Source organism: Clostridium polynesiense, assembly GCF_000820705.1.
Lineage (GTDB): Bacteria > Bacillota > Clostridia > Clostridiales > Clostridiaceae > Clostridium_AA > Clostridium_AA polynesiense.
On the sequence record NZ_CCXI01000141.1, the window covers coordinates 1 to 23,786 of the forward strand.

Here is a 23,786-nt window from a genome sequence, read left to right on the forward strand (position 1 = left end):
GTATAGGTATAAAGGTATCTTCTTCAAGCACCTGTACTCTTAATCGGCCAACAGCCATAAAATAACTCCTTGCTATAATAATTCTTTATATTATATGCTGGAATTATTTAATGAGTTACTTGGTTTTCTAACATACATTCCCTGTACATAGTATTCCTCATATTCTTCATCTCCAAAGCCTTCTAAAACCGCTGCAGGCTCATAATCTGCATCTGTATATTTTATTTCTTCCTTCTCTTCATTTGCGTCCTCTCTTATATATGGTAAATATCTGATATTGTCAAATACCCCCTGTAGATTTAACTCTCCATACCCCCATTGTGGATTAGGGTAACTCTCTTTTTCTCTTTTAGTGGTTCCTCTGATTAAATAAGTTTTAACCTTTTGGCTGTATAAAGTGGGATCATTGCCATCTACTATTCCCCACTGAAGCATTAAAGCAATAGCACCTGCAGTAACAGCTGCCGCCACACTGGAACCGCTCACAGTGGTTGAACCTCCTCCTACAGCAGTAGTAACCGCCTCAACCCCTCCAGCACATAAATCCGGCTTTACTCTGTCATCCCTGGTATAACCTCTTCCAGAGGCAGCTACCATAACGTTATTATTTTGGTTGTAAAAGCCTATACTTATTGCTCCCCTTGATGTGGAGGGCAGAGTTAATGTAGTAAATTGGTTGGAATTTAAAAACTCTGTTCCCTCTTTTAAAAGTTCTCTTTGAGGAAGCCATGCATTATACCTTCCATCTATTATATTGTCTCCATAAAGCCTAAACTGCCATATTCCCTCTCTCACATTTACCATTCTAAGTCTTATAAGTTCATCCCCTGTAGCTTCCTCCGGCATAAAATATCTTACATTAATTATAGTTCTTTCATAAACAAATCTTACCTCTTCTGCCTCTCCCCTTTTGGCAGGAATTCTATCTATTATTTCACCGGAAGGTGAAACTATTCCTAAAGATACTCTGTCAGGTTTCTTTGCCCAAATTTCAAAAACTATAGTTTCTTCCCCTGGAGCTACCCTGAGTTCTATTACCTTAACCTCGCCGGTTTTTTCAAATTCTCCGCTTGCATGAGTATCGGAAAGTCCCTGATTTCCTGTGGGAACTGTAACAACCACGCCTACTGTTCTTACATTTTCGTCAATATATTGTGAAAGCACACTGCTTCCATCATGAGCTCCTAAGTTGCTTCCTACCGGTATCAGGATAGAAACAGGTGTCTGTAATTCTCTGGCGGTATCATAAATATATTTAAGGGCTAATACTATTGCAGTATCTCCGTATCTCACTATATTTGGATCTCTGCTTCCATAATACTCAGCGGTTTCTACATTTAACTCCTTCATTTTTACTATTATAAATCTGCTGTCCGGTGCAGCTCCCACTAAGTTTGGGTTCCGTCCCTTTCCTCCCATTAATCCCGCCATATGGGTTCCATGACCATTTAAATCCTTAGATGGTACAATGCTATATGGATCTCCGCCGCTTCTGGCAGTTTTTATCGCTTCATTTATCTGCTCTCTTGTATATTCAGTGCCAAAGGGTATATCCTTTGGCGGACTTCCCGTAGTTATATTTTGATCCCATAATCTTATGATTTTTGAGGTATCATCTTCATACATAAATTCTAGGTTCATATAATCTATACCTGTATCCAGTATTCCAAGCAGTACTCCTTGCCCTGTAAGAGTGAGGTATGGGTTATTGTGAAATTGCAAAATATGAGCAGTTTCCAAGGGAGAGATTTCACATAAGGTATAAATGCTTCCTGGATCTATATAGATTATCTCTTTTATTTTCTGTACTGCCTCTTCCTCTCTGCCTCTTAATATTGAAACTACCGCAAATCTGTCATCTACTATAAAGCCGCTGCCTAGTCCTGAAGCTTCTAAAGCCTGGATAATATTGCCCTGATATTCCGCCAAATAATTTGCATATTGAGGATTTAAATACTTTTCCCCCGCTGTCGTCTGTCTCTTATAAATTAATTTGCCATTAACATCATCTTCTCCATGGATAAGATTGTTTCGGCTTCCGGTGCCGAGCTTAACAGCGTTTATAGCATTCAAAGCACAGATTGTACCATATCCCCAGATAGGATTAGGATAATCCTCATTGGTTCTTAGCCTCCTTGCCCCTCTTAAAAGATAATATTTCAGCCTTTCTCCATATAAAAAGGGATCATTGCCCAATACCAAACCCCACTGCATTAATAGGGCGCATATTCCCGACACATGAGGCGCAGCCATGGACGTACCGGTTTTAGACCCAAAGCTTCCTCCCGGAAGAGTTGAGATTATATTTTCTCCCGGAGCCACAACATCCGGTTTAATGAAGCCATTCCCATATATACCTCTTCCTGAAAAAGGAGAAATAGTATAGTGAACAGGATTATAACTCCCCACAGATATAACATTTGCCACGGTAGCAGGTATTCCCAAGGTATTATACACATCAGGCTGCAAAAATCTCGTTTTTGGCTGTAGTCTTTCAGCTATGGGAAGCCACATATCAAATCTGCCTAAATAATCATTTCTCACTGATAGATTTATATTCCATTGACCTTCAGTTATAAAATTTTCATTTGAAACTAAGGTAAGTATTATTTCTCCGTCTAAATTAAAAGGCTTTGGGCCTGTATAATAAAAAAGCAGAGTATCCGGGCCTATGGGAATCTCTCTGTAGCCTTGATTCACCAGTATTTCTCCGCTTCTATTTCCTGCAGGATTTGTGATTTCTATACTTAAATCTGTCAACAGAGGTTTATAAAGCTGTACTATTACTCCCTTTTCTCTGGGACTGACGCTTAGTCCTATATTCATTTCTCTTCTAAGATCCCCTCCGGCATGATGATCCTTGTCTCCTTCATTTCCCGCCGATACCACAAAGCTCAGACGTTCTAAGCTGCATACGGTGCTTATATACTGCTCTAAAATGGTAGAACCGTTATGAGATCCATCATTGCTGCTCCAGCTCAAATTGATAACCAGAGGGAGGTTAAGTTCCCGGGATTTATCTAATAAGAATCTTATTCCTCTCAATATTTGAGTGCTCAAGGAAAAATTTAACCCTTCAGCACCGGTTATCTTCACCATGGCAATAGAGCTTTTATAAGCTGCTCCGTAGTTTAAAACATCAATATTTCCTCCGGCACAGGCTATTCCTGCTACATGGGTACCATGTCCGGTAGAATCCCTAAAATTTATAACACTATATGGGTTTTCAGCTTTCAGCGCCTGATTAATTTGAGCTTTATTCCATACAGTTCCTCCTTGGGATAAATCGTACAGATATTCTATTCTTGTTTCTCCTGTTTCTGTTCTGAAGGCGTTTAAGGTATAATCGATACCTGTGTCTATAAATCCAATTAAAATTCCTTCGCCGCTTAACTTATCTCTCTGCCATACCTCAATAACGCATGCTGCTCTGTTGCTTGCAACATTTGAGGTGTACACAACCTTAGGAACTTCTAAGTAATGTATTCCTGTAACCTTGGATATATCTTTAATTTTATCCACAGGCAGCGTAACAATTCCAAAGCCAAAGCCTAGATTTTCGAAGGTTCCTCCTATGTTATCCACAGCTTGTCGCACATTGTCCACATTTTCCCCAAATATCACTTCTAATTCAACTTTATCTGTTAAAAACTGTGAGTTGTTTGATAAATCAGCAATTTTATTAAATAGGTTAGGGGGAACGTTTGTAAGAAGATTTAGCAGGGCATCTCCCTCCATATTTAACCTCCCTGTTTTAATGGTTAACATCATGAATATGTTATTAATGCTATATATTATTCTAAAACTCGGCTATTGCTACACTTTGTTATATTAGGAAGGTCACTTGTAAATCTTCAAAACTCAATGCCTTCAAAAGAAAAAAGATGAACTTCTGCCTGGGCTTCCATTCATCTTTAAATCTTATTATTTTAAATTATAGCGTGATTTCCAGCTTAATAAGCTTCCCTATAACCTTTATCTCTTTAATGGATGCGGTTTCTGTTTTTACACTGCCGCTGTTGCTTATGATTAAAGCTTTTGTATTATCAAGCTTTTTAATCTGCCTAACCATTCTATTATTATTATATTCTATAAAGTATATAGAGCTTTTATCTAATTCCTTTACGCTGTGAACAAGGGCTATGTCCCCTTTTGCTATTCTATATCCTATCATATCATCATCTTCTATTTTTAAATAAAAAACCTTATCTGCAGGATAACCTTCTATTTTATTTGAATATACAGGAAGCTGCTTGGTTTCCTTTGGGGAATTAAAGGAATAATCATAAACCGGAACATTTTTAAGCACAGATCCGAAAGCCTGATTCCAAATCTCCTGAGTTCCCTCCTGAGGCTTTCCTGATTTAAAAGAAGGTACCTCTGGTTTTTTTGCCTCTCTTTCTTCTTTTAAATCATCATCTGCAGCAACCATGCTCACATCGTTTAAATCTACCTTTAAAGCTTTTGAAATCCTGTTAATCATATTTTCATTCATTATTTTTCTTCCAAGTTCTACATCAGCAATAAAGCTTTCTGCTACCCCAAGCTTCTTAGCCAGCTGCTTCTGGCTAACATTAGCGCTTATTCGTGCTTCTTTAACTCTTTCTCCAACTCTGCTCATTCCCATGTTTCCTTTCTGGTTTTTGTCAGGTTCCATTTTGTCAGGTGCCTGGCACCTGACAAAGGACATATTGGTAGCTTTTTCCAAGTGCCTGGCACCTGACAAGTGACATCTTTTCTACCTTGGTCTATTTTGTTTAAACCATTCTCTTTCTTCAATAAGGTGTTCTATTAAATAGTCAAAGGTCCAGTTTGCTGAGGTAGGTGTTACCACAGCAAGTATACCTTCTCTTCCTATTGAAGCCCTCACTGATTTTATGGCTTTATCCAATTCTTCATCAGGAAAATTATTAAAGAGTACAACCTTTTCCTGAGGTATTTTTTTATCGTGAATTTCAAACTTCAGTCCTTCAATTATCTGACCGATTTTCATACTAGCCATTTCTGTCGTTATTTCTTTCACCTGAAAATTTGTCATTTTTAAGGATTCCAATTCTTCGCTGCTTAGGCCATATGCCAGCATCATCTTATTATTATCCAACATTTTCACTCCTTAACTGCATTATATTATCTCATTAACTTAACAGGCTCAGGATACTCCTTATCAAAGGTCTCCACAGTAACGCTTTCCATGATTTCATCTTCATAAGGCTTATCATTATAATCTCTCTCAGAGTTTACTATTCTATCAGCAATCTCCATTCCTTCTGTAACCTTTCCGAAAGCAGCATACTGCTTATCAAGATGAGGGGCATCTTCAACCATTATAAAGAACTGGCTTCCTGCTGAATCCGGATCCATAGCTCTAGCCATGGATATAACTCCTCTTGTATGCTTTAAATCGTTTTTAAATCCATTTGCTGCAAATTCTCCTCTGATGGCATATCCTGGATTTCCCATACCGCTTCCCTGAGGGCATCCCCCCTGTATCATAAAACCTGGTATAACCCTATGAAAAATAAGACCGTTATAGAATCCCTTTTTAACTAAACTAATAAAATTATTTACTGTATTTTCAGCTATTTGAGGGTATAGCTCTATTTTTATCTCTCCACCCTGTTTCATTTTAATGGTTACTATAGGATTCATTTTCCTACCTCCTTAAATTTAAACACATATTATTATAATTTTATCCCAAAGGATTTACTCTAATACCAACCCATAATTTGTTATATAATGATTATATCTGATTTTAATATCTTTGAAAACCTTCGTACGACTTTATTATATATAAAACAAAGCTGGATGAAAGCTATTTCACCCAGCGTGTTAAGATATATTATTCATTTTTGAAAAATTCATTTATATAACCATCCTTTTTTATGGTTCCTCTGTAAATAGATAATTGTCAAATTTAATTTTTTAGATATTAATTAGTAAAACTTGTACCTAAAACTACTCTGTTGTAGTTATTAATATTTGATAAATTTTTAACATTTATATGCCTAAAAATATAATCTCTTCCCTGAGTATTTATTAATTCACTGAATAAGCAGCATAAAAATGTAGTAGGAACCTTGTCTATATCTGAGAAATCCAGCTGTATATCTTGTCCAATATTATCTAATATGAAACCTCTTAATAATATAGCATCCTCTACAGCAAAACTTTCTCCTAGAAAATCCTTAACTTTAACATTTAACATATCTTATACACTCCTTATCAATTTATAATTGAAGTAATTTTCATACAATTTACTTTCTACTATAAATATATCACCCTGCAAAGACATTGTCAATAGTTTAACAAACTATTTTCCAAAAATAAAAAGATATTTACTGTTTTTGTTTATGCTACCATTAAAACTCTATATAAATAAGCATAGCACCGCATCAGAATGCTAGTTTCAAAATACCCTTCAAGTTTTTTATTAACCATTACCCACTTTAATATAGGATAATTTTACCCTTCTGAAGGGTATGATTATGATTATTTATTATGAATGCCTAAAAGTTTATAGCTTAAATCAATCATTTTTTCTGTTTCCAGGGAATTATATATTTCTATTTTCCCCTGGGTATCAGAATCATTTAGCATACCCTGCTCTAAAAGTTTTCTATGAAGCTCTTTGGCAGTTCCTTCACTGCCATCTATGATTTTTACCGATTCACCTGCTATATCTTGAATTTTATCCTTAATAAAGGGATAGTGGGTACATCCTAAGACTATTGAAGAAATCTCTTCTTCCTTATAAGGTGCTAGTTTAGTATGAAGGTATTGAATAAGCTCCTCACTGTCTAAATCTCCACTTTCTATAAACTCCACAAGTCCCGGACATGGTAAGGGAATTATACTGCTGGTTTTACAAAATTTCTTCATCAGCTCGTTAAATTTCTTCTCCTTTAAAGTCACGCTAGTGGCCATTATAATTATTTTCCCTTGATTATATAAAGTAACCGCTGGCTTCAAAGCAGGTTCAATGCCTATAATGGGAATATTTTTATATCTTTCTCTCAGGTTCATTATAGCTGCGCTGGTGGCAGTATTGCACGCTATTACCACAGCCTTTACATTCCTTTTTAATAAAAACTCTACAGCTGAAACGGTGAGTTCCCTTACTTCTTCCGTTGTCTTTCCTCCATAAGGAGCATTTTTAGAGTCCCCAAAATATATATAATTTTCATTTGGCAATATTTCTATAGCCTTTTTTAATACACTTAAGCCTCCTACACCGGAATCAAAAAACCGATAGGATTATGAACATCCATTTTCATTATTATCACTCCATATAACTTATGTGTTTCCTATAATAATTAATTTTATTACTTTTCATCTTATAATTCTATATTTATTTAACTTTATTAAATAAATATAGCCTGCAATTGTTTACACAAAATTTAAAATGATATTAAACTTCAAATTTATGAAAAATGCTTCACTTTCATTGACACCTTAAATAAATGTATTATAAAATTTTTTTATGATTTATTTATGATAATTTTAATTTTCAGTATTTCTGCCTATTTTATATGGAAAGGATGTGACAAGTCTTATAATTTTCACAGGTTGTAAGGCTGTATATTATGTACGAAGAAATCATTTATACCATTCCCAAATCATTGCACAATAAAGAAGATTTAACAAAGGTTTTATCAGCTCACCCTGAAATTAAATTTGTTTCATTAGTAGGTGTTGATCTTGCCGGAAACGATACTGATGAAAAAATCCCTATGAAATCTTTCTTAGATGATTTAGATACATTTCTTACCGGTCCCGCCATCCAGACAGACGGTTCCTCTGTTTCCCTTCCGGGAATAGCAAGTCTAAATAATGCAAAAATCGACATGGCTGCTGACGTTAACTGCAACTGGTTCGTAGATTATAATTATGATCATGTAGATCCTGAAACCTCTAAGCCTGTTGGTACTCTAAGAATACCTTGCTTTCTTTATCATGAAAACAAAGCGGTAGACTCCAGGCATATATTGAGATCCTCAATAAGTACCTATAAAGATTCACTCCTTCAGCTTTTTAAAAGCTATCCTGAAGTATTATCTTCTTACGGTGTGTCCTTAGAGGATATAGAGGATATAGTGGCCACTGCAGCTACGGAATTAGAATTTTGGGTAAAAACACCTAATGATAAGGCTGAAACAGAAGAGCTTTCTACCTCTCAAGTATTAAAAGAACAGTATTGGACCCGAACAAAAGGCTCCGTAAGGACTGCTTTAGAGCAATGCATACTTTTAATGGACAAATACGGTTTTGAGCCTGAAATGGGTCATAAGGAAGTTGGCGGGGTTACTGCAAAATTAGATGAATCCGGAAGATATAATCACATCATGGAGCAGCTTGAAATAGATTGGAAATTCTCTGAAGCTACTCAAGCGGCAGATAATGAGCTTTTTGTAAGAACATTAGTTAAAGAAACTTTTAGGAGAAACGGTTTAGAGGTTACTTTTTTAGCAAAGCCTATAGATGGAGTTGCAGGAAACGGCGAACATGTTCATCTTGGTATGGCATTGAAACTTAAAAGCGGAAAAATTGTTAATCTCTTTACCGCAGTAAAAGATCATTATCTTAGCATTATAGGCTACGGCTCAATAATGGGTCTTTTAAAGAACTATGAAGTTATAAATCCCTTTATCTCTGCAACTAATGATTCTCTAAGAAGATTAAAGCCTGGGTTTGAGGCTCCGGTGTGTATAGTTACCTCCTTAGGTCTTACCACCCATCTTCCTTCACGAAACAGGACGATTTTAGCTGGACTTATAAGAGATTTAAACAATCCTTTAGCTACAAGATTTGAACTAAGGTCTCCAAATCCACACACAAACACCTATCTTGCCATGGCTGCATGCTACATAACCATGCTGGATGGCGTGTATTACGCTATTACAAACAATAAAACTGAAGATGAGCTATTAAATGAGTTATCTAAAAATCCTGGAGAGGAAGCTGGTTACCTTGAAACCTCAAGGTCTTACAGAACGGAATTAGATGTATTCGAAGATTTCACTGAAGAAGAAAGAAATAATTTCTTTGGAAAAGCACCAGCTACAGTATATGAAAATCTCACTGCCTTCGATAGATATCCTGACAAGCTTCAGGTGTTAAAAAGAGGCTCGGTGTTTACTGACAAAATTATAAATTCCTTTAGAACCACCGCTACAAACAGGTGGCTTACAGAGATTTCTAACAGAATTTTAAATAATTACATTGATGAAATCAGATCCTATAAGGCTCTCCATTCACTGGATAAGGCTTTAGACTTGGATATCTCCAGTTGGATGGCAATAAATGAACTTCGCCACTACATCATGAAGGATTCATACACTACTAAGAGCCTCTTCACAAAAATAAAGGAGGCTGCTGCTTCAGAAAACTACCACAAGGTTTCAGAGCTACAGCTGGAACTGGATGAAAAGATGACAATCCTCAGGAAGCTTTATGTATCCTACAAAAAGAATTTATTAGATATATAAGTTTTGAAAAATTTATTTTATTTAAATTTAAATCAGAAAATTCTCCGGAATTTCTATAATTAATTTACAAAAAAGAAAACTCCTTGCAGTAGTTTTCTTTTTTTTGCAATGGTAATTTAAAATTATATTCTCAAAGTTTGTCACTTGTCACGTGCCTGGCACCGTTTTTCATATACTGTAAGAAAGAGAAAATAGAGGTGTATATCATGGATTTCAGGCGCTCTTTATCCTCCATAGGAAGAGCATTAAAAAATAGCGGCGAAAGAACTTGGAAAAAATCTACAGTTTTACTGGATGTTTCACGAATAAATATATTGATAGCTTCTAAGGAAAAAGATATTGAAGATATATATATTATCATTGGAAAGAATATTTATGAGAAATATGGCAAAGATTTTAATAAGCACAAAGACTTAAGAGAATTAAATGATTTAAAAGAATTATTTACTGAGATAGCTATCATAGAAAAAGAAATTAAAAAACTTAAGAAAAAAATTTCCCATATTAAAGACCAGAGAATATGCCCTTATTGCGGCGAAATCACAGAAAATAAATCTAAATTCTGCTTAAAATGTGATAAGATGTTGTGATTTTCTTCTATTTTATCGGATTTTTAGAGATTATTTTCACAAAAGATAGTATAATTTTTATGAGGTGTATTGTATGAGACTAGTCCCCATAGAAAGTATCCGAGAAGGCAGTTATCTTGCACGCAGTATATTTGACGAAAATGGAAGAATACTTCTTAAAGAAGGAATCAAGCTCACTTCTGCCATATTAAATCGTCTTAAATGTATTCATATTTATTCTTTATATATTAAAGATGAATATAGTGAAATAGAAATTGAAGATATAATCAGGCCGGAACTTAGGCAAAAATCTATCAAGACTATAAAAGAAACCTTTTCAAGCATTGAAAGACTTCAGGATAGGCTCCACAGTAATAGCATCCCTAAAAGCAAACAATTTTCCTTATTAAAACAAAGAGAAGAATATTTTTCTTCTATTTATAAATTAGCTGAAGATCTCATCGAAAACGTTCTCTTAACTAAATCCATTATGGTTAATCTGGTAGATATTAAAAGCATGGATAGCTATACCTATCAGCATTGTGTAAATGTGGCGGTATTATCATTAGTTTTAGGCATAGGGCTCCAGCTTAATAAATATGAATTGAGAGATTTGTGCGTTGGTGCTCTCATACATGATATAGGTAAGGTCTTTGTATCCAAAGACATTATTTTGAAAGAAGGTCCCTTAACTAACGAGGAATATATAGAAGTAAAAAAACATCCCCTAAAGGGTTATGAATACTTAAGAAACATTTACAGCATAACAAGTGCGGCAAGAATGGTAGTGCTCCAGCATCATGAAAGACAGGACGGAAAAGGATACCCTGAAGGTATCAGAGGAGATAAGATAAATAGACTGGCAAAAATCGTTGCTATCGCAGATGTATATGATGCCCTTACTTCTGATCGTCCTTATAGAAGAGCATTACTTCCCAATGAAGCCCTGGAATTTATAATGGCTAATTGTGATAGTATGTTTGATTATAATTATGTTTATGCCTTTTCAAAGATAATAATCCCCTATCCCAGAGGAACTATAGTTAAATTAAGCAACGGAGATATAGGGGTTGTGGAGGAGACTCCTTTGAATTATCCCTTGAGGCCGGATATTAAAATAATTAAAAGCTCAGATAAATCTAAGATAGGTTCTCTTCTAAATCTGGTAAAAGAACTTTCAGTAGTTATTTCTGATATAGAGTATAATTTTTAGGGTAGATATTAATATCTACCCTAAAAGATTACAGCTACTGCAAGTCTATGGGATGAACACACCCACATATATTAAATTTACCCTTAAATATTAAATTATTATATTTATAAATACTGTATTTACATAAACTGATAGGATATTATAAAGAATTAAGAGCAATGGAATTTCTGCTCAATATTTCATAGGAGTAAAATCTATTATTAGTAAACGGATTGGAGCGTATTATCTCTTCAGCTTCTGTTAAGTCTCTTGCCTGGAATATCATAGTCCCGCCATTCTTGTCCAGTCTTCCGGCACATGCTAGATATTTATTATAAATTGAATTTCTCATGTCATTAACTTTTTTGTCTTTAATTATGTCACTAGAAGTTCTGTCCATCTTATAATTAATCTTAACAAATATACCACCGGATTTTTTCATCTACGGTTCCTCCTCGTTATTTTAGAAGTTCACTATAATCTATTAATTATTACGAATTATTATTACAATTTTTAATATTTTCCCTGAACATCTGTTTGTTATATTTATATAATACCGAACGTATGTTTTTTTGTCAACATTTTATTAATAAAAACTGTACTTATATATAGCTTTATTATTATAATATAATAAAGCAGGGAAAGGTGGTGAGAATATAAAAAGAAATATTTTATTGCTGGTATGTTTACTTATTGTTTTCACATTTTCAGGATGTTCCTTTAAAAAGTCTTACCATAGCGCTTATCAAACTGAAGATAAAACCGCTACGGTGAAGGAAAAAATTAAACAGGATATAGAAGTTGGAACCATTTTTAAAGATATTGTTTATAAAACCGTTGATGATTTGGAACTAAAATTGGATTTATATACCCCATTAAAAGTATTACATAATACTTCACCAGTGGTTATGTATGTTCATGGGGGTAATTGGTTTTCCGGGGATAAGTCATTGCCTCATAATTTAGAGCCTGTTATAAATCAGGTCAGGGAAAGCGGCTATACAGTTATAAGCATCGAATACAGACTGGTTAATGACGAAATAAAATACCCTGTTCCTGTTATGGACACGAAGGATGCACTTAGATGGGTTTATAAAAATTCAGATAAATATAACCTGGATACCGATAATATAGGAATTTTAGGAGTATCCTCAGGAGCTCATTTAGCTATGCTTTCCGCTTACAGCAAAAGCACTGATTTTATAGGCAGCAAAGAGCTTTCAAGCTATCCTTCTGATGTTAAATATGTGGTTGACTTTTTCGGACCTACCAAATTTGATGCCGATACCCAGCAATATTCAAAAAGTTCTGTTGAGCATCTTATGGGACCCTTTGCTAAAGATACAGAGAAACTTAAAGAAGCAAGTCCTATAAATTATATAAATTCAGCTTCTCCCCCTACTCTCATAGTCCATGGAGCTAAAGATACCGTAGTTCCTATACAGCAGTCTCAGGATTTATATTCTAAAGCAAGCTCTTTAGGATCAAAAGTGGACATGATACTCGTGGATAACGGAGAACATAACTTATCCGGAGCAAGTGCTATGGATATTCTTAAGACCCTTAAGTCGGTTTTTGACTTTATAAGCACAAATACCGCTAAATAGAATTTCACTGGCATTGTTATAAAAAAGGATAAAAGCTCATCTCTCTTCATAGGAGATGAGCTTTTTTGCATCTAATTTATTTATGATGATTTAATGAATCAATTGTTATATTTAAAATTAAAACTCTTTCTTATCCGCGTTTGTCAGGTATATAAAAGAATACACTGCTGTAATAATAAAAATTATAGAATTTATAAGGCTGTATCTTAGCAAAAAACCCTTATATGCAGCATTAATAAAACACAGCACACCGGTAGGTCCGGCTATGCCATATATACCTGCAGTTTTATTATGATAGCACAGGAAGGAGCTTAACAGTACCATACTGCAGAATATACAGTACATCACTGACTGTACTTCGGTATAATAAATATCTTTAAGGAATCCGGTTCTTATTAAACAGCTTAATATTATTAATATAGGAGTAATTAAATAAAGGTAAAGAAATCTTCTTATAAAAGCTTTGGTGAAAGAGTTTTTTCTCATAATAGCCCGCCTGACTATAGCTAATTAACAAGCCTCTTTTGGGAATTTTTAATTATCTCTTCTGGATAGCCAAGATATTTGAGAAGCTTAATAGCATTTCTTGTAGGAGATACCCCTTTCTTAAGCTTGTAATCGAAACTTATTCCCTCAGCATCATCCACTTCCTCACTGAAATAGTAAGGAACATAGCAATCTGAGGTCAATTCTGTAAGCTCCAGATCATGGGTAGCTACTATAGCATATGCATTATGCTTCATAATATAATTAAGTATCTCTGCTGAAGCTGCAATCCTTTCTGCAGGGTTTGTGCCTCTGAAAATCTCATCTATAATACATAGACATCTTATATTTCCCTTTACTTTATTTATTATTCTAAGTACAGCCTCTGCTTCACCTAAATAGTAGCTTTTCCCCTGAGAAATATCATCTCTAGGGCTTATAGAAGATACTATCTCCAAAATATCTGATTCATATTCCTCTGCTGTGACAAAATCTAAAGTTTGTGCCGTTATGGCATTAATTCCTATAGTTCTTAAAAATGTAGATTTCCCTGACATGTTTGATCCTGTAAGGATTATACCCTTGCTGTTTATTTCTATTGAGTTTGGTACCCCGCCTATAATTAGAGGATTAACCGCTTCCCTCAGCCTAAACCTGCCGTCTTTAGTAAACTGAGGAGCCGCATAATAATCTAAAGTATTTTTATAAACAGAGGTGGAAATTAAAGCATCTATTTCTCCTATGATATTGTAAATGCTTTTTAAATTCTTTTGAGATTTTTCTATTTTGTTCATTACTTTATAATAGCTTCTTACCTGAACAAGAAGCATAATATTAATATAATCTCCTATTACATCCAAACCCTCTGTTCTTCCTATAGAAGATGAATTTTCTAATATAGTATCACAGGTCTTTTTGTTTCTAAGGAGCTCCTCTCTATATTCTTTTAGCTCCTCCATGTCAAATTTACAAAAGGAGGTGACAAAGGTGGCAATGGAAGATAAATAGTTTATAGAAAGCACTCTTTCGTTTATTTTCTTGTTTATCCTCTTGTGCACAGACATGTTTATTATAAACATCAGCATAAAGGCAAATACAGCTTTATTTCCATATAAAAATATAAGTCCCCCGGAAAGCAATAGCAAAAAGGCAAGTATATCAAAAATAAACTTACTCATATATTTATGTTCACTTTCATAAATAAACTCCGCTATGTCTCCTTCATGCTGCCTCCCCAAAAGAGCTAAGGCTTTTCTTATCTTTTCCCTTGAATCCTCGTCCTTTTGAAAAAATTCTATTATCCTTCCTCTTTTACCAATTTCAACAGCGCTGGTCAAAGGCATTCTCAGCATTTCATAAAGCTTCTGCTCTCCAGGGGTTGTTAAGGTAAAGTCCACTTCCTTATAGAAACTGTCCATCTCCAAATCTCCCCAGGTCTGATCATCTATGACCACATTCTTGCCCTCATGGGTGTTTTTATCATAATTAAAAAGCTTGCTAATAGTTTTAAAGTTTCTCTTTCTGTTTTTCATTTCTTCTAAAGAAAGTTGAAGGCTGCTTAATTTAGCTTTTCTATTTTGATAATTTATAATTACTATAACGGACATAACTGCTGCAAAAAATACCGCACCATAATGCCATCCCTCACTGAACAAATAGTTTCCCACACCTATCTCCCCCTAAACATTTTACTTATCCCCAAGAATGTCACTTGTCAGGTGCCAGTCACTTGGGAATAATTGTATATACATATATAATTAAAATTATACACTTTACTTTAAGGTTCATCAATATAACCAGAAAAATCCGGGAAGGTTTGGGTTTAAGCCCTATCCTTTCCGGATTTTTAAGGTTTAAGTGGTTTGTTAATAAAGATTTATTCTTAAAGGTTTTTAAGGGTTATATATAGCTTAGTTCTCTAAAAAACCTATTTCTTAATAAACTTATCCATTTACAATTTCTCCACCGTTTACGTGGATTACCTGACCTGATATATAAGAAGCAGCATCTGAAGCTAAGAATACATAAGCCTGTGCAACCTCAACAGGCTGTCCTGCTCTCTTCAAAGGTACATCCTTACCGAAGCTTGATACCTTTTCCTCGTCAAAGGATGCTGGTATAAGAGGTGTCCAAATTGGACCTGGAGCCACCCCGTTTACTCTTATTTTTTTGCTGGCCAGCTGTCCTGAAAGGGATCTTGTAAAGGCTAAAATTGCACCTTTTGTGGAGGAGTAATCCAAGAGAGCCGGGCTACCTCTGTAGGCCGTTACTGATGTAGTATTTATAATGCTGCTGCCCTCCTTAAGATGAGGCAATACAGCCTTTGTTATATAAAAAGTTCCGAAGACGTTAGTCTTGAAGGTTCTTTCCAACTGCTCTTTTGAAATATCAACTATACTCTGCTGCTCATGCTGTTCCGCAGCATTATTAACAAGTATATCGATATGTCCATATTCTTTCACTACTTTATCCACTGCTTCTCTGCAGAAGTCTTCATCTCCTATATCACCTGATATCAGAAGGCATTTCTTACCTACTTCCTCTATATGCTTTTTAGTTTCCTCAGCATCGGATTTTTCATCTAGGTATAAAACGGCGATATCTGCTCCTTCATAAGCAAATGCTACTGCCACTGCTCTTCCTATTCCGCTGTCTGCTCCTGTAAGAAGTGCCACCTTTCCCTGAAGTCTCCCTGAGCTTTTATTATAATTTATATCTTCAAATATTGGTTCCGGATGCATTTTATTTTCTATCCCCGGCTGCTTTTCCTGTTTCTGAGGAGGCTGACTCGTAGGGAATTTTTGTGAAGTCTCCTTATTCATCGCTATCTCTCCTTTCTTCATAAAAACACTATATTTTAGTATTTTGTTTTCTGTAATGTAATATACAGCAATTAAGCTTACATATATTTTATATGAGTGTAATTAATATTCGATATACAATCTGTTTCCTTTCTGTATAGATTTCCTATACTTTTTATAAATTCTTAATAGAATATTTTTAAATGGAGAGAATGCTATGAGTAAAGTAGTGAAAAAGCCGTATATAATCAGAGAAAAGATATTATTTATAATTTTGCTTCTGATAATTTCCGTTTTTAGATTTATTGAAATAAATTCTTCCAAAAGCATATTAAATAACCAACCCACTTCTATAACCCCTTCTTCTAACATCATTGAAAATTCAAATACTGCCGGCTCAAGGGAAGAAACTGCCGAACCCGTCCCTGAAAAACGTTTTAAAAACATCTATACTATAAAACAGATACTTAATGAAAACTTAGATTATAAAGCCTTTCTTACCTTTGACGATGGTCCAAGCCGTAATACTGAAGAGATATTAAAAATATTAAAAAAATATAATATAAAAGCAACCTTCTTTATAGTAGGTAAAGCTGCAGAAAATCAAAGGCATTTGGTTAAAAAAATTCATTCTCAGGGACATTCTATAGGAAACCACAGCTACAGCCACAATGTTCACTATAAAAGCTTTTCTCCGGAGAAATTTTTGGAGGATATAAATAAAAACGATATGCTTCTTAAGGATATACTGGGTAAGGATTTTAAAACAAACTTAGTAAGATTTCCGGGAGGTTCTTTTAATCTGCCAAGTTACAAAAACAAATTAAAATCTGCAGGCTATGAAGATATTAATTGGAATGCCTCAAACGGAGACACTGCTTCTATAAGAGTTCCTACAGAAGTACTTTTAAATAATATATATACTGAAACAGAAGCTATAAATCGCAGGAAGCAAGGCCACAGCCTTGTAATTTTGATGCATGACTTACCTACTAAGGAAACTACGGTAGAAACTCTTCCCAAAATAATAGAATATTTGAAAAATAAAGGATATGAATTTTGTATAATTAGTGAAAATAATTAACTTTATGTATATTCTGTCTTATTATGTTGATTGGTTTACTGCTCAATGCTATAATTTCCATATAATTTTAGTACGGTTTAAAGTACTTAAATTACACGGGGAATTATGTAACGACATTTTTATTTATGTAATTTAATATGTCGTCTTGTGTCAGGCATGAGGGAGATTTAAGGGGAAAGATAGCTATGTCTTTTTCTATATTTTTTTCTCATGTCTTTTATTTTTTTCTGCTTTTGGGAATGATAAGCATATGTCATTTCTTAAAGTCATTAATATAAAATTTAACTTAATAAATAAGGAGGTTTTAACATGGCATCATCACGTAAAGGATTTGGTATGCTTCAAAAAATCGGAAGATCCTTAATGCTGCCTGTTGCCCTTTTACCTGCTGCCGGGATACTTCTGGCCTTTGGTAATCTGTTTCAAAATGAAGCTTTTCTGGCAAAGGTACCAGCATTAAATGTATTTTGGTTTCAGCAGATTGCAAGGGTAATTGAACAGTCCGGAGGAATAATATTTGATAATCTTCCGCTTTTATTTGCTGTAGGAGTTGCGGTAGGCTTTGCTGAGGGTGAGGGAACCGCAGGACTTGCAGCTATTGTAGGATTTTTCATAATGAATGTAACTATGGGTCTGGTTGCCGGGGTTACCCCTGAGGTTATAAAGGGAAACCCAGCTTATGCCAGTGTGCTTGGAATACCTACCCTTCAAACCGGGGTATTCGGAGGTATCATCATAGGAGTTATTGCAGCTCTTTTATATAAAAGATTCTATAATATTGAGCTCCCCTCTTATCTTGGATTTTTTGCTGGTAAGAGGTTCGTGCCAATAGTAACTGCCGGAGTTTCAGTGCTTATAGGCTTGGCTATGGTAGTTGTATGGCCTCCTATTCAGAATGCTCTCTTCGTCTTCTCAAGAAGTATGATAGATACTAACAGAACTATTGCAGCATTTATATTCGGAGTAATAGAAAGGTCCTTAATTCCTTTCGGGCTTCACCATATTTTCTATAATCCCTTCTGGTATCAGTTTGGAGAATATGTAAACAAAGCTGGAGAACTAATTTTAGGCGATCAAAAGATATTTTTTGCCCAGCTTAAGGACGGGGTTCCCTTTACTGCAGGTACCTTTATGACAGGAAAGTTTCCTTTTATGATGTTTGGTCTTCCTGCTGCAGCATTAGCTATGTATCATGAAGCAAAGCCTGAAAACAAAAAGATTGTAGGAGGACTTCTGGGTTCAGCAGCCTTAACCTCTTTTCTTACAGGAATTACTGAACCAATTGAGTTTTCCTTCCTATTTGTGGCTCCTGTATTATTTGCTATACATACAGTCTTCGCAGGTCTGTCTTTCATGATTATGCAGATATTAAATGTTAAGATAGGAATGACCTTTTCAGGAGGAGTGATAGACTATATCCTCTTTGGAGTGGTCCCTAACAGAACAGCCTGGTGGCTGGTTATTCCTGTAGGTCTTGTCTTTGCAGCGATTTACTATTTTGGATTCAGATTTGCCATAAGAAAGCTTAATTTGAAAACTCCAGGAAGAGAAGATGCCGCTGAAGGAACAAAATCAAATAAATCTCAGAAAGGCTCTAGCATTGCAGTAAATATATTAAATGCCTTGGGAGGGGAAGAAAATATTAAAAATCTGGACGCTTGTATTACAAGGCTGAGAGTTACTGTAAACAATTCTAAAAATGTAGATAAAGAAGAGCTTAAGCGTTTAGGAGCTTCCGGAGTCCTTGAGGTTGGAAATAACATTCAGGCTATATTCGGCCCTAAATCAGACAATTTAAAAACCCAAATAAAAGAAGTTATGGCAGGAAATATTCCAAAGGAACCGATAGAAAGCCCTGAAGAGGAAGCCGATGCTGTTTTAAGTGGTGTTCCGGAAAAAATAGCACTACCCTTAAGTGGTAAGATAATTGATTTATCAGAAGTTCCTGATGAGGTATTTTCTCAAAAGATGATGGGCGACGGCTTTGCTGTAAATCCTGAGGAGGGATTAGTGGTTTCTCCGGTAAACGGAAGGATAACCACCTTATTCCCAACCAAGCATGCAATAGGAATAACCTCAGATACCGGATTAGAACTGCTGATTCATATAGGAATGGATACCGTCAATTTAAAAGGCGAAGGCTTCCAGGCTCTGGTATCTCAGGATGATGCAGTGGAGGTGGGTCAGCCTCTTATGAAATTTGATATAGGTTTACTCTCATCCAAGGTTCCTTCTGTTATTACACCAGTGGTATTTACAAACCTTTCAGAAAATCAGATTTTAGATATAAAGTTTGGTAGTACCGGTAAAGCCGGTGATGTAGGCTTTATAGAAGTTAAAAATAAATAGTTTTAGTTAAATTCTTTATATTAAAAACGTCAAGAATGTCCCGTGTATGACACGTGACATTCTTGACGTTCTTCATATTAAAATATAATATTTTTTACTTTGTTAATATTATAGGTTCATTGTTATGAACTACCACTGTGTGCTCAAACTGTGATACCCAGCTTCCATCGGGAGTTACCAGAGTCCAGCCGTCTTCAAGCTCCTGTATGTGCTCCGCCTTAGTGGAAATAAAGGTCTCAATAGCTAAAACCATGCCGTTTACCATCAGCTCATCATTTTCCTTATGATAAAAGTTAAATATATATTGAGGTTCATCATGAAGCTTTTTTCCTATTCCATGCCCTGTAAGATCCCTTATCACTGTAAATCCATTGTTTCTTGCTTCATTAAATATCGCTCTTCCTATCTGATTTACTTTGCTTCCGGACTTAGCTTTTGCTATACCCTTATAAAGAGCATCCTCAGAACATTTTAACAGTTTTTTTATCTTGTCGGGAGCTTCACCCACAATTGCTGTGCTCCTGTATCAGAATAATAGCCATCTAAAACCGCTGATACATCTACGTTAACCAAATCTCCCTCCTTTATTACTCTGGAGCCTGGTATTCCATGAGCCACCTCATCATTTATGCTTATGCAGGTATAGCCTGGATACTGGTATTCTGTTATAGGAGCAGATTTAGCACCGTAGGAATCTAAAACCTCTTTGGCTATCATATCCAGTTCCTTAGTGGTAACTCCGGGCTTAATAGCCTTAAGCATTTCTTCTCTTGCCAGCGCTACAACCCTTCCTATTTTCTTTAATCCTTCCAATTCTGCTTCATTTTGAATTATCATGATATCCCTTCTTTACTGAATTTATTTATTGATTTTGATTATATCTATTGAGTTTATGCTGTGATTGTATTAATTAATTATATAGTTTACAAAAAATTATTTTACTTAATTAGCGCTCAACACTCTATATAACAGCACTTGTGCTTCTACTTATCTATATTATCACTTTATAGTATTTCTCTCAACCTAACAAAATTTTCATATATTAATGTATAATTTTTTGTTTTTTACCCATTACTATTAGTATATAAATCATACGACTTAAGGAGGACTATAAATGAAAAACCTATTATCTTTAGCATTGGTAATTTTGTTGTCTTTAGGAGCAGCTGGCTGTACCTGTGGCAGCAGTAATCAAGGCAACACAAATACCGGTGGCAATCAGGGAAATACTTCAGGAAATCAAGGAACCACTACATCAGGAAACTATAAGGACGGAACCTATACCGGAAAAGGCGACCCTTGGGAATTCGGTTCTGAAGAAGCTGTAGTAGAAGTTAAAAACGGCAAAATAGCCTCAATAAACTTAAAAAGACTAGATAAAAATGGAACTGAGGTTAATTATGAAGATTGGAAAGGCCAAGAGGTAAACGGAAAGGTTTATCCAAATTTAAAACAATATAGAATAGATATGGCAAATAAAATGATAGAAAAACAAAGCTCTGAAGCAGATACTATCTCCGGTGCTACAGTGAGCACAAAAAACTGGAAGGTAGCTGTAGACCGCGCTCTTCAGCAGGCTAAAAAATAGTCTCTGCTTATAAATAACAACCAATAAAACATGATTTCTATAACCGTATATTAAATTATAATTAAAAGGCCATGAGAAAGAATAACTTCTTATCTTATGGCCTTTAACTCATATATTTTTTATATTAAAATCCTAGTTTAAATCTTTAATAGTCTTTTTTCAGCTTGAGACTTTCTTTTTATCTTGATTCTGAAGGCAAAATATACTGCAAGAAGCAGAGCCGTTATTCTTTGATCATAGCTTTTTTAATCACTCAATGGACTGAATATTTGAATTACAAAGCTCATCTAATTTAATCAATATATTTCTGTACTTTTTGTCTATGAAACTATTGTCATACAGTTCCTTATAGCTCACCTTTTCTATATCCCATGCTAATATCTCTGTATAATGACTTACATACAGCTTTTTTACAAAGCTTTTATAGCCTTCAATAAGCCTTTTTTCATAATCCTCTTCTGCATATTCATGTTTATTTTGCAGGGTTATGTGATTTATAGTTTCAATGATTCCAAAGAGCTGATAGATGTAGCTTAATTCCTCTAACTCATAGCTGTGGCTTAATGCTGCTATAACTGCTGAGTACCTTTTGTTCAGAGGTATTAAGATCTTGTATACCTCCCCGCCGCTTTCATATTTATTCATTGTCCTTATGCTTTGATAAAGAGCTGTGCATATATCCAGCCTTATTATATTGGCATATTCGCAGAGCTTCTTATGCTGAAACATTTTTTCATATTTTATGTTTTCATATAATATTTTCTTTTGTTCAGCAAGGTTTATTTTGGTGTTTTTCATGGTTATTATCCATGTGCAGTAAGCTCCTAAAAGGGATCCTATAATAATAGCTCCTGCAGATATGAAGGTATTCAATATTGGAGCAGGCATATTTTTAAACAATCCTCCCTCTCCTTTCAAGGTTATACTAATCAAAGTAAAATTATTTTATCAATAAGAGGGAGTAATTATTCTTAAATTATATTATCTGCTCTGCTAAGATAATTTCATAAACACAACTAATCGGAGGATTATTATTAAATTATATTATCCTTGCAAACTTTAACTTACCTACCTGCAGCACATCCTGGGAGTTTAATTGGGATTTATCTGAAGCCTTTTCACCATTTATCTTAACTCCACCCTGTTTTATAAGCCTCTTTGCTTCACTTTTACTAGGAGCAAAGCCTATTTCAACTATTATGGAGGCTAAATCCTTAGAGGTATCTGCATGAAACTCTTCTATATTTTCAGGAAGAGCTTTTCTTTGAAATATATTTTTAAAGTTTTCTTCTGCTTGCTCAGCCTCTTCTCTGCTGTGATATAGTGTTACAAGCTCTTTGGCTAAAAGCATTTTAATGTTCCTTGGATTTTCTCCATTATCCAGCCTGCTCTTTATAGCTTCTACTTCATCAGGGTGAATGTCTGTAGCTAATTCGAAGTATTTTATCATCAGCTCATCAGGTATGGACATGGCTTTTCCATATATATCCTGAGCGCTTTCCATTATACCGATGTAATTTCCAAGGCTTTTGCTCATTTTTTCTTTGCCGTCCAATCCTTCTAAAAGAGGCATGAATATTGCCACCTGAGGTTCTTTTTCAAAGTCCTTCTGCATAGTTCTTCCCATCAAAATGTTAAACCTCTGATCTGTTCCTCCAAGCTCAATGTCTGCTTCAACGGCTAATGAGTCATAAGCCTGCATAAGAGGGTAAAAGAATTCGTGTATTCCTATGCTTAAATTATTCTCAAATCTGTTTTTAAAATCTTCCCTCTCCAGCATCCTTGCTACTGTGTATTTAGAAGTTAATTCTATTATGTCCCTGAAGTTTAAAGTCTCAAGCCACTCACTGTTAAATCTTACCTCAGTTTTACTTAAGTCTAAAATTCTGAATATCTGCTCTTCATAGGTCTTAGCATTGATAAGCACCTGTTCCTTTGTAAGCTGCTTTCTTGCTTTGGATTTACCCGTTGGATCTCCTATCATTCCGGTAAAGTCCCCGATTATTATAACCGCTCTATGACCTAAGTCCTGAAGCTGCTTGATTTTTCTCAGTACTACAGCATGGCCTAAATGTATATCCGGCGCTGAAGGATCTAAGCCAAGCTTTACTGTTAAAGGTTTATTTTCTTCCACAGATTTATGAAGTTTCTTTTTAAGATCCTCCAGGCTTATTATCTCATCTGCTCCTTTTCCTATAATCTTAATTTGCTCTTCCACTGATTTCATTTATACTTCCTCCTTAGAAACTTAATTTTATTTAATAAATCAAAAAAGCCCTCATCCTCTGGCATAAAAGCCAGAGGACGAGAGCATATAATCCCGTGTTACCACCTCAATTTATTGATGCTTCGCAGCACCAACCTCTTCAAGTACGATGCTTACGCATGATACTCTAGCATTATAAGGGATGCAGGGAACCCATAGCAGCCTACTTGTCTTAAAGACTTTTGGTACTTCACTCGAAGCTGTATTCAAAACATTCTCTTTTCTTCCTTTCACCAGCCGGAAGCTCTCTGTAAAAGATAAATATTTCTACTCTTTCTTGTCATCGTGTTTAACTTTATTAGATTATTTATGATTATAGAACCCTATTTCCATTCTGTCAACCTGATTTTTCGAAATTT

At 35.0% G+C, this 23,786-nt stretch carries 20 protein-coding genes, 1 pseudogene and 1 other annotated feature; of the genes and pseudogenes, 7 read left to right on the forward strand and 14 right to left on the reverse strand.

Features of this window, described 5'->3' with window-relative positions; genetic code table 11:
- Positions 1-90: 90 nt before the first annotated feature.
- The 6 genes and pseudogenes from TA89_RS19075 to murI all read right to left on the reverse strand — a co-directional run.
- Entirely contained in the window at positions 91-3,738 is a 3,648-nt protein-coding gene (locus TA89_RS19075; RefSeq protein WP_082023957.1) for a S8 family peptidase, read from the reverse strand.
- Positions 3,739-3,934: 196 nt separating this feature from the next.
- Positions 3,935-4,621: an XRE family transcriptional regulator gene (locus TA89_RS13995; RefSeq protein ID WP_040214365.1), complete on the reverse strand. Its 687-nt coding sequence runs from the start codon at positions 4,619-4,621 to the stop codon at positions 3,935-3,937.
- A 117-nt stretch (positions 4,622-4,738) separates the two neighbouring features.
- On the reverse strand, positions 4,739-5,104 hold the full coding sequence (locus TA89_RS14000) for a DUF3783 domain-containing protein (protein ID WP_040214267.1): 366 nt from the start codon (positions 5,102-5,104) through the stop codon (positions 4,739-4,741).
- A 23-nt stretch (positions 5,105-5,127) separates the two neighbouring features.
- The gene (locus TA89_RS14005) at positions 5,128-5,649 is read right to left on the reverse strand and encodes a peptidylprolyl isomerase (RefSeq protein WP_040214269.1); all 522 of its coding nucleotides are present in this window, start codon (positions 5,647-5,649) and stop codon (positions 5,128-5,130) included.
- A 280-nt stretch (positions 5,650-5,929) separates the two neighbouring features.
- Entirely contained in the window at positions 5,930-6,205 is a 276-nt protein-coding gene (locus TA89_RS14010; RefSeq protein ID WP_040214270.1) for an STAS-like domain-containing protein, read from the reverse strand.
- A 284-nt stretch (positions 6,206-6,489) separates the two neighbouring features.
- Positions 6,490-7,245, reverse strand: a pseudogene (gene murI, locus TA89_RS14015) (glutamate racemase); the annotation flags it as partial.
- A gap of 338 nt (positions 7,246-7,583) precedes the next feature.
- On the opposite strand from murI, the gene TA89_RS14020 reads away from it, so the two are divergent.
- The 3 genes from TA89_RS14020 to TA89_RS14030 all read left to right on the forward strand — a co-directional run bounded on the left by TA89_RS14020 (position 7,584) and on the right by TA89_RS14030 (position 11,267).
- Entirely contained in the window at positions 7,584-9,485 is a 1,902-nt protein-coding gene (locus TA89_RS14020; RefSeq protein ID WP_040214271.1) for a type I glutamate--ammonia ligase, read from the forward strand.
- Between the two features lie 206 nt (positions 9,486-9,691).
- Positions 9,692-10,075 carry a hypothetical protein gene (locus TA89_RS14025; RefSeq protein WP_040214272.1) on the forward strand — a complete coding sequence of 128 codons (384 nt, stop codon included), beginning with the start codon at positions 9,692-9,694 and terminating at the stop codon, positions 10,073-10,075.
- Positions 10,076-10,148: 73 nt separating this feature from the next.
- A complete protein-coding gene (locus tag TA89_RS14030; protein ID WP_040214273.1) occupies positions 10,149-11,267 on the forward strand; it encodes an HD-GYP domain-containing protein in 1,119 nt (372 codons plus the stop codon).
- A 139-nt stretch (positions 11,268-11,406) separates the two neighbouring features.
- On the opposite strand, the gene TA89_RS14035 is transcribed toward TA89_RS14030, so the two are convergent.
- Entirely contained in the window at positions 11,407-11,688 is a 282-nt protein-coding gene (locus tag TA89_RS14035; RefSeq protein ID WP_040214274.1) for a YciI family protein, read from the reverse strand.
- A gap of 232 nt (positions 11,689-11,920) precedes the next feature.
- On the opposite strand from TA89_RS14035, the gene TA89_RS14040 reads away from it, so the two are divergent.
- A complete protein-coding gene (locus TA89_RS14040) occupies positions 11,921-12,853 on the forward strand; it encodes an alpha/beta hydrolase (RefSeq protein ID WP_052447519.1) in 933 nt (310 codons plus the stop codon).
- Between the two features lie 117 nt (positions 12,854-12,970).
- Here the strand turns inward: TA89_RS14040 and TA89_RS14045 are convergent, their stop codons facing one another.
- The 3 genes from TA89_RS14045 to TA89_RS14060 form a co-directional block, all read right to left on the reverse strand.
- A complete protein-coding gene (locus TA89_RS14045) occupies positions 12,971-13,339 on the reverse strand; it encodes a hypothetical protein (protein WP_040214276.1) in 369 nt (122 codons plus the stop codon).
- A 20-nt stretch (positions 13,340-13,359) separates the two neighbouring features.
- Entirely contained in the window at positions 13,360-15,006 is a 1,647-nt protein-coding gene (locus TA89_RS14050) for a MutS-related protein (protein WP_052447520.1), read from the reverse strand.
- A 276-nt stretch (positions 15,007-15,282) separates the two neighbouring features.
- Entirely contained in the window at positions 15,283-16,161 is an 879-nt protein-coding gene (locus TA89_RS14060; protein ID WP_040214279.1) for an SDR family oxidoreductase, read from the reverse strand.
- A 196-nt stretch (positions 16,162-16,357) separates the two neighbouring features.
- Between TA89_RS14060 and TA89_RS14065 the strand changes: the two genes are divergently transcribed.
- Together TA89_RS14065 and ptsG are read left to right on the forward strand one after the other, a co-directional pair.
- The gene (locus TA89_RS14065; RefSeq protein WP_052447521.1) at positions 16,358-17,224 is read left to right on the forward strand and encodes a polysaccharide deacetylase family protein; all 867 of its coding nucleotides are present in this window, start codon (positions 16,358-16,360) and stop codon (positions 17,222-17,224) included.
- A gap of 309 nt (positions 17,225-17,533) precedes the next feature.
- The gene (ptsG, locus tag TA89_RS14070) at positions 17,534-19,573 is read left to right on the forward strand and encodes a glucose-specific PTS transporter subunit IIBC (RefSeq protein ID WP_040214281.1); all 2,040 of its coding nucleotides are present in this window, start codon (positions 17,534-17,536) and stop codon (positions 19,571-19,573) included.
- A 94-nt stretch (positions 19,574-19,667) separates the two neighbouring features.
- Here the strand turns inward: ptsG and TA89_RS19360 are convergent, their stop codons facing one another.
- Positions 19,668-20,081, reverse strand: a complete 414-nt coding sequence (locus TA89_RS19360) for a M24 family metallopeptidase (RefSeq protein ID WP_479723477.1) — start codon at positions 20,079-20,081, stop codon at positions 19,668-19,670.
- A complete protein-coding gene (locus TA89_RS19365; RefSeq protein WP_479723478.1) occupies positions 20,057-20,410 on the reverse strand; it encodes a M24 family metallopeptidase in 354 nt (117 codons plus the stop codon). The genes TA89_RS19360 and TA89_RS19365 overlap by 25 nt, the downstream gene beginning before the upstream one ends.
- A 277-nt stretch (positions 20,411-20,687) precedes the next feature.
- On the opposite strand from TA89_RS19365, the gene TA89_RS14080 reads away from it, so the two are divergent.
- A complete protein-coding gene (locus tag TA89_RS14080) occupies positions 20,688-21,161 on the forward strand; it encodes an FMN-binding protein (protein WP_040214283.1) in 474 nt (157 codons plus the stop codon).
- 249 nt (positions 21,162-21,410) lie between these two features.
- Here the strand turns inward: TA89_RS14080 and TA89_RS14085 are convergent, their stop codons facing one another.
- Both TA89_RS14085 and tyrS read right to left on the reverse strand, forming a co-directional pair.
- Complete coding sequence (locus TA89_RS14085; RefSeq protein WP_052447522.1) at positions 21,411-22,061, reverse strand: hypothetical protein; 651 nt, start codon at positions 22,059-22,061, stop codon at positions 21,411-21,413.
- Positions 22,062-22,200: 139 nt separating this feature from the next.
- Positions 22,201-23,388, reverse strand: coding sequence for a tyrosine--tRNA ligase (gene tyrS / locus TA89_RS14090; protein ID WP_040214284.1), 1,188 nt, complete (start codon positions 23,386-23,388; stop codon positions 22,201-22,203).
- 70 nt (positions 23,389-23,458) lie between these two features.
- Positions 23,459-23,720: a binding site (T-box leader), on the reverse strand.
- Between the last annotated feature and the right edge of the window lie 66 nt (positions 23,721-23,786).

Bases quoted from the DNA above. Each gene is read 5' to 3' on its own strand.
- TA89_RS14020 (WP_040214271.1), top strand. From the start codon at position 7,584: ATGTACGAAGAAATCATTTATACCATTCCCAAATCATTGCACAATAAA.
- TA89_RS14065 (WP_052447521.1), top strand. From the start codon at position 16,358: ATGAGTAAAGTAGTGAAAAAGCCGTATATAATCAGAGAAAAGATATTA.
- TA89_RS14080 (WP_040214283.1), top strand. From the start codon at position 20,688: ATGAAAAACCTATTATCTTTAGCATTGGTAATTTTGTTGTCTTTAGGA.
- TA89_RS14060 (WP_040214279.1), bottom strand. From the start codon at position 16,161: ATGAATAAGGAGACTTCACAAAAATTCCCTACGAGTCAGCCTCCTCAG.
- TA89_RS14035 (WP_040214274.1), bottom strand. From the start codon at position 11,688: ATGAAAAAATCCGGTGGTATATTTGTTAAGATTAATTATAAGATGGAC.
- tyrS (WP_040214284.1), bottom strand. From the start codon at position 23,388: ATGAAATCAGTGGAAGAGCAAATTAAGATTATAGGAAAAGGAGCAGAT.
- TA89_RS14025 (WP_040214272.1), top strand. From the start codon at position 9,692: ATGGATTTCAGGCGCTCTTTATCCTCCATAGGAAGAGCATTAAAAAAT.
- TA89_RS13995 (WP_040214365.1), bottom strand. From the start codon at position 4,621: ATGAGCAGAGTTGGAGAAAGAGTTAAAGAAGCACGAATAAGCGCTAAT.
- TA89_RS19365 (WP_479723478.1), bottom strand. From the start codon at position 20,410: ATGATAATTCAAAATGAAGCAGAATTGGAAGGATTAAAGAAAATAGGA.
- TA89_RS14010 (WP_040214270.1), bottom strand. From the start codon at position 6,205: ATGTTAAATGTTAAAGTTAAGGATTTTCTAGGAGAAAGTTTTGCTGTA.
- TA89_RS14030 (WP_040214273.1), top strand. From the start codon at position 10,149: ATGAGACTAGTCCCCATAGAAAGTATCCGAGAAGGCAGTTATCTTGCA.
- ptsG (WP_040214281.1), top strand. From the start codon at position 17,534: ATGGCATCATCACGTAAAGGATTTGGTATGCTTCAAAAAATCGGAAGA.
- TA89_RS14005 (WP_040214269.1), bottom strand. From the start codon at position 5,649: ATGAATCCTATAGTAACCATTAAAATGAAACAGGGTGGAGAGATAAAA.
- TA89_RS14045 (WP_040214276.1), bottom strand. From the start codon at position 13,339: ATGAGAAAAAACTCTTTCACCAAAGCTTTTATAAGAAGATTTCTTTAC.
- TA89_RS14000 (WP_040214267.1), bottom strand. From the start codon at position 5,104: ATGTTGGATAATAATAAGATGATGCTGGCATATGGCCTAAGCAGCGAA.
- TA89_RS19075 (WP_082023957.1), bottom strand. From the start codon at position 3,738: ATGGAGGGAGATGCCCTGCTAAATCTTCTTACAAACGTTCCCCCTAAC.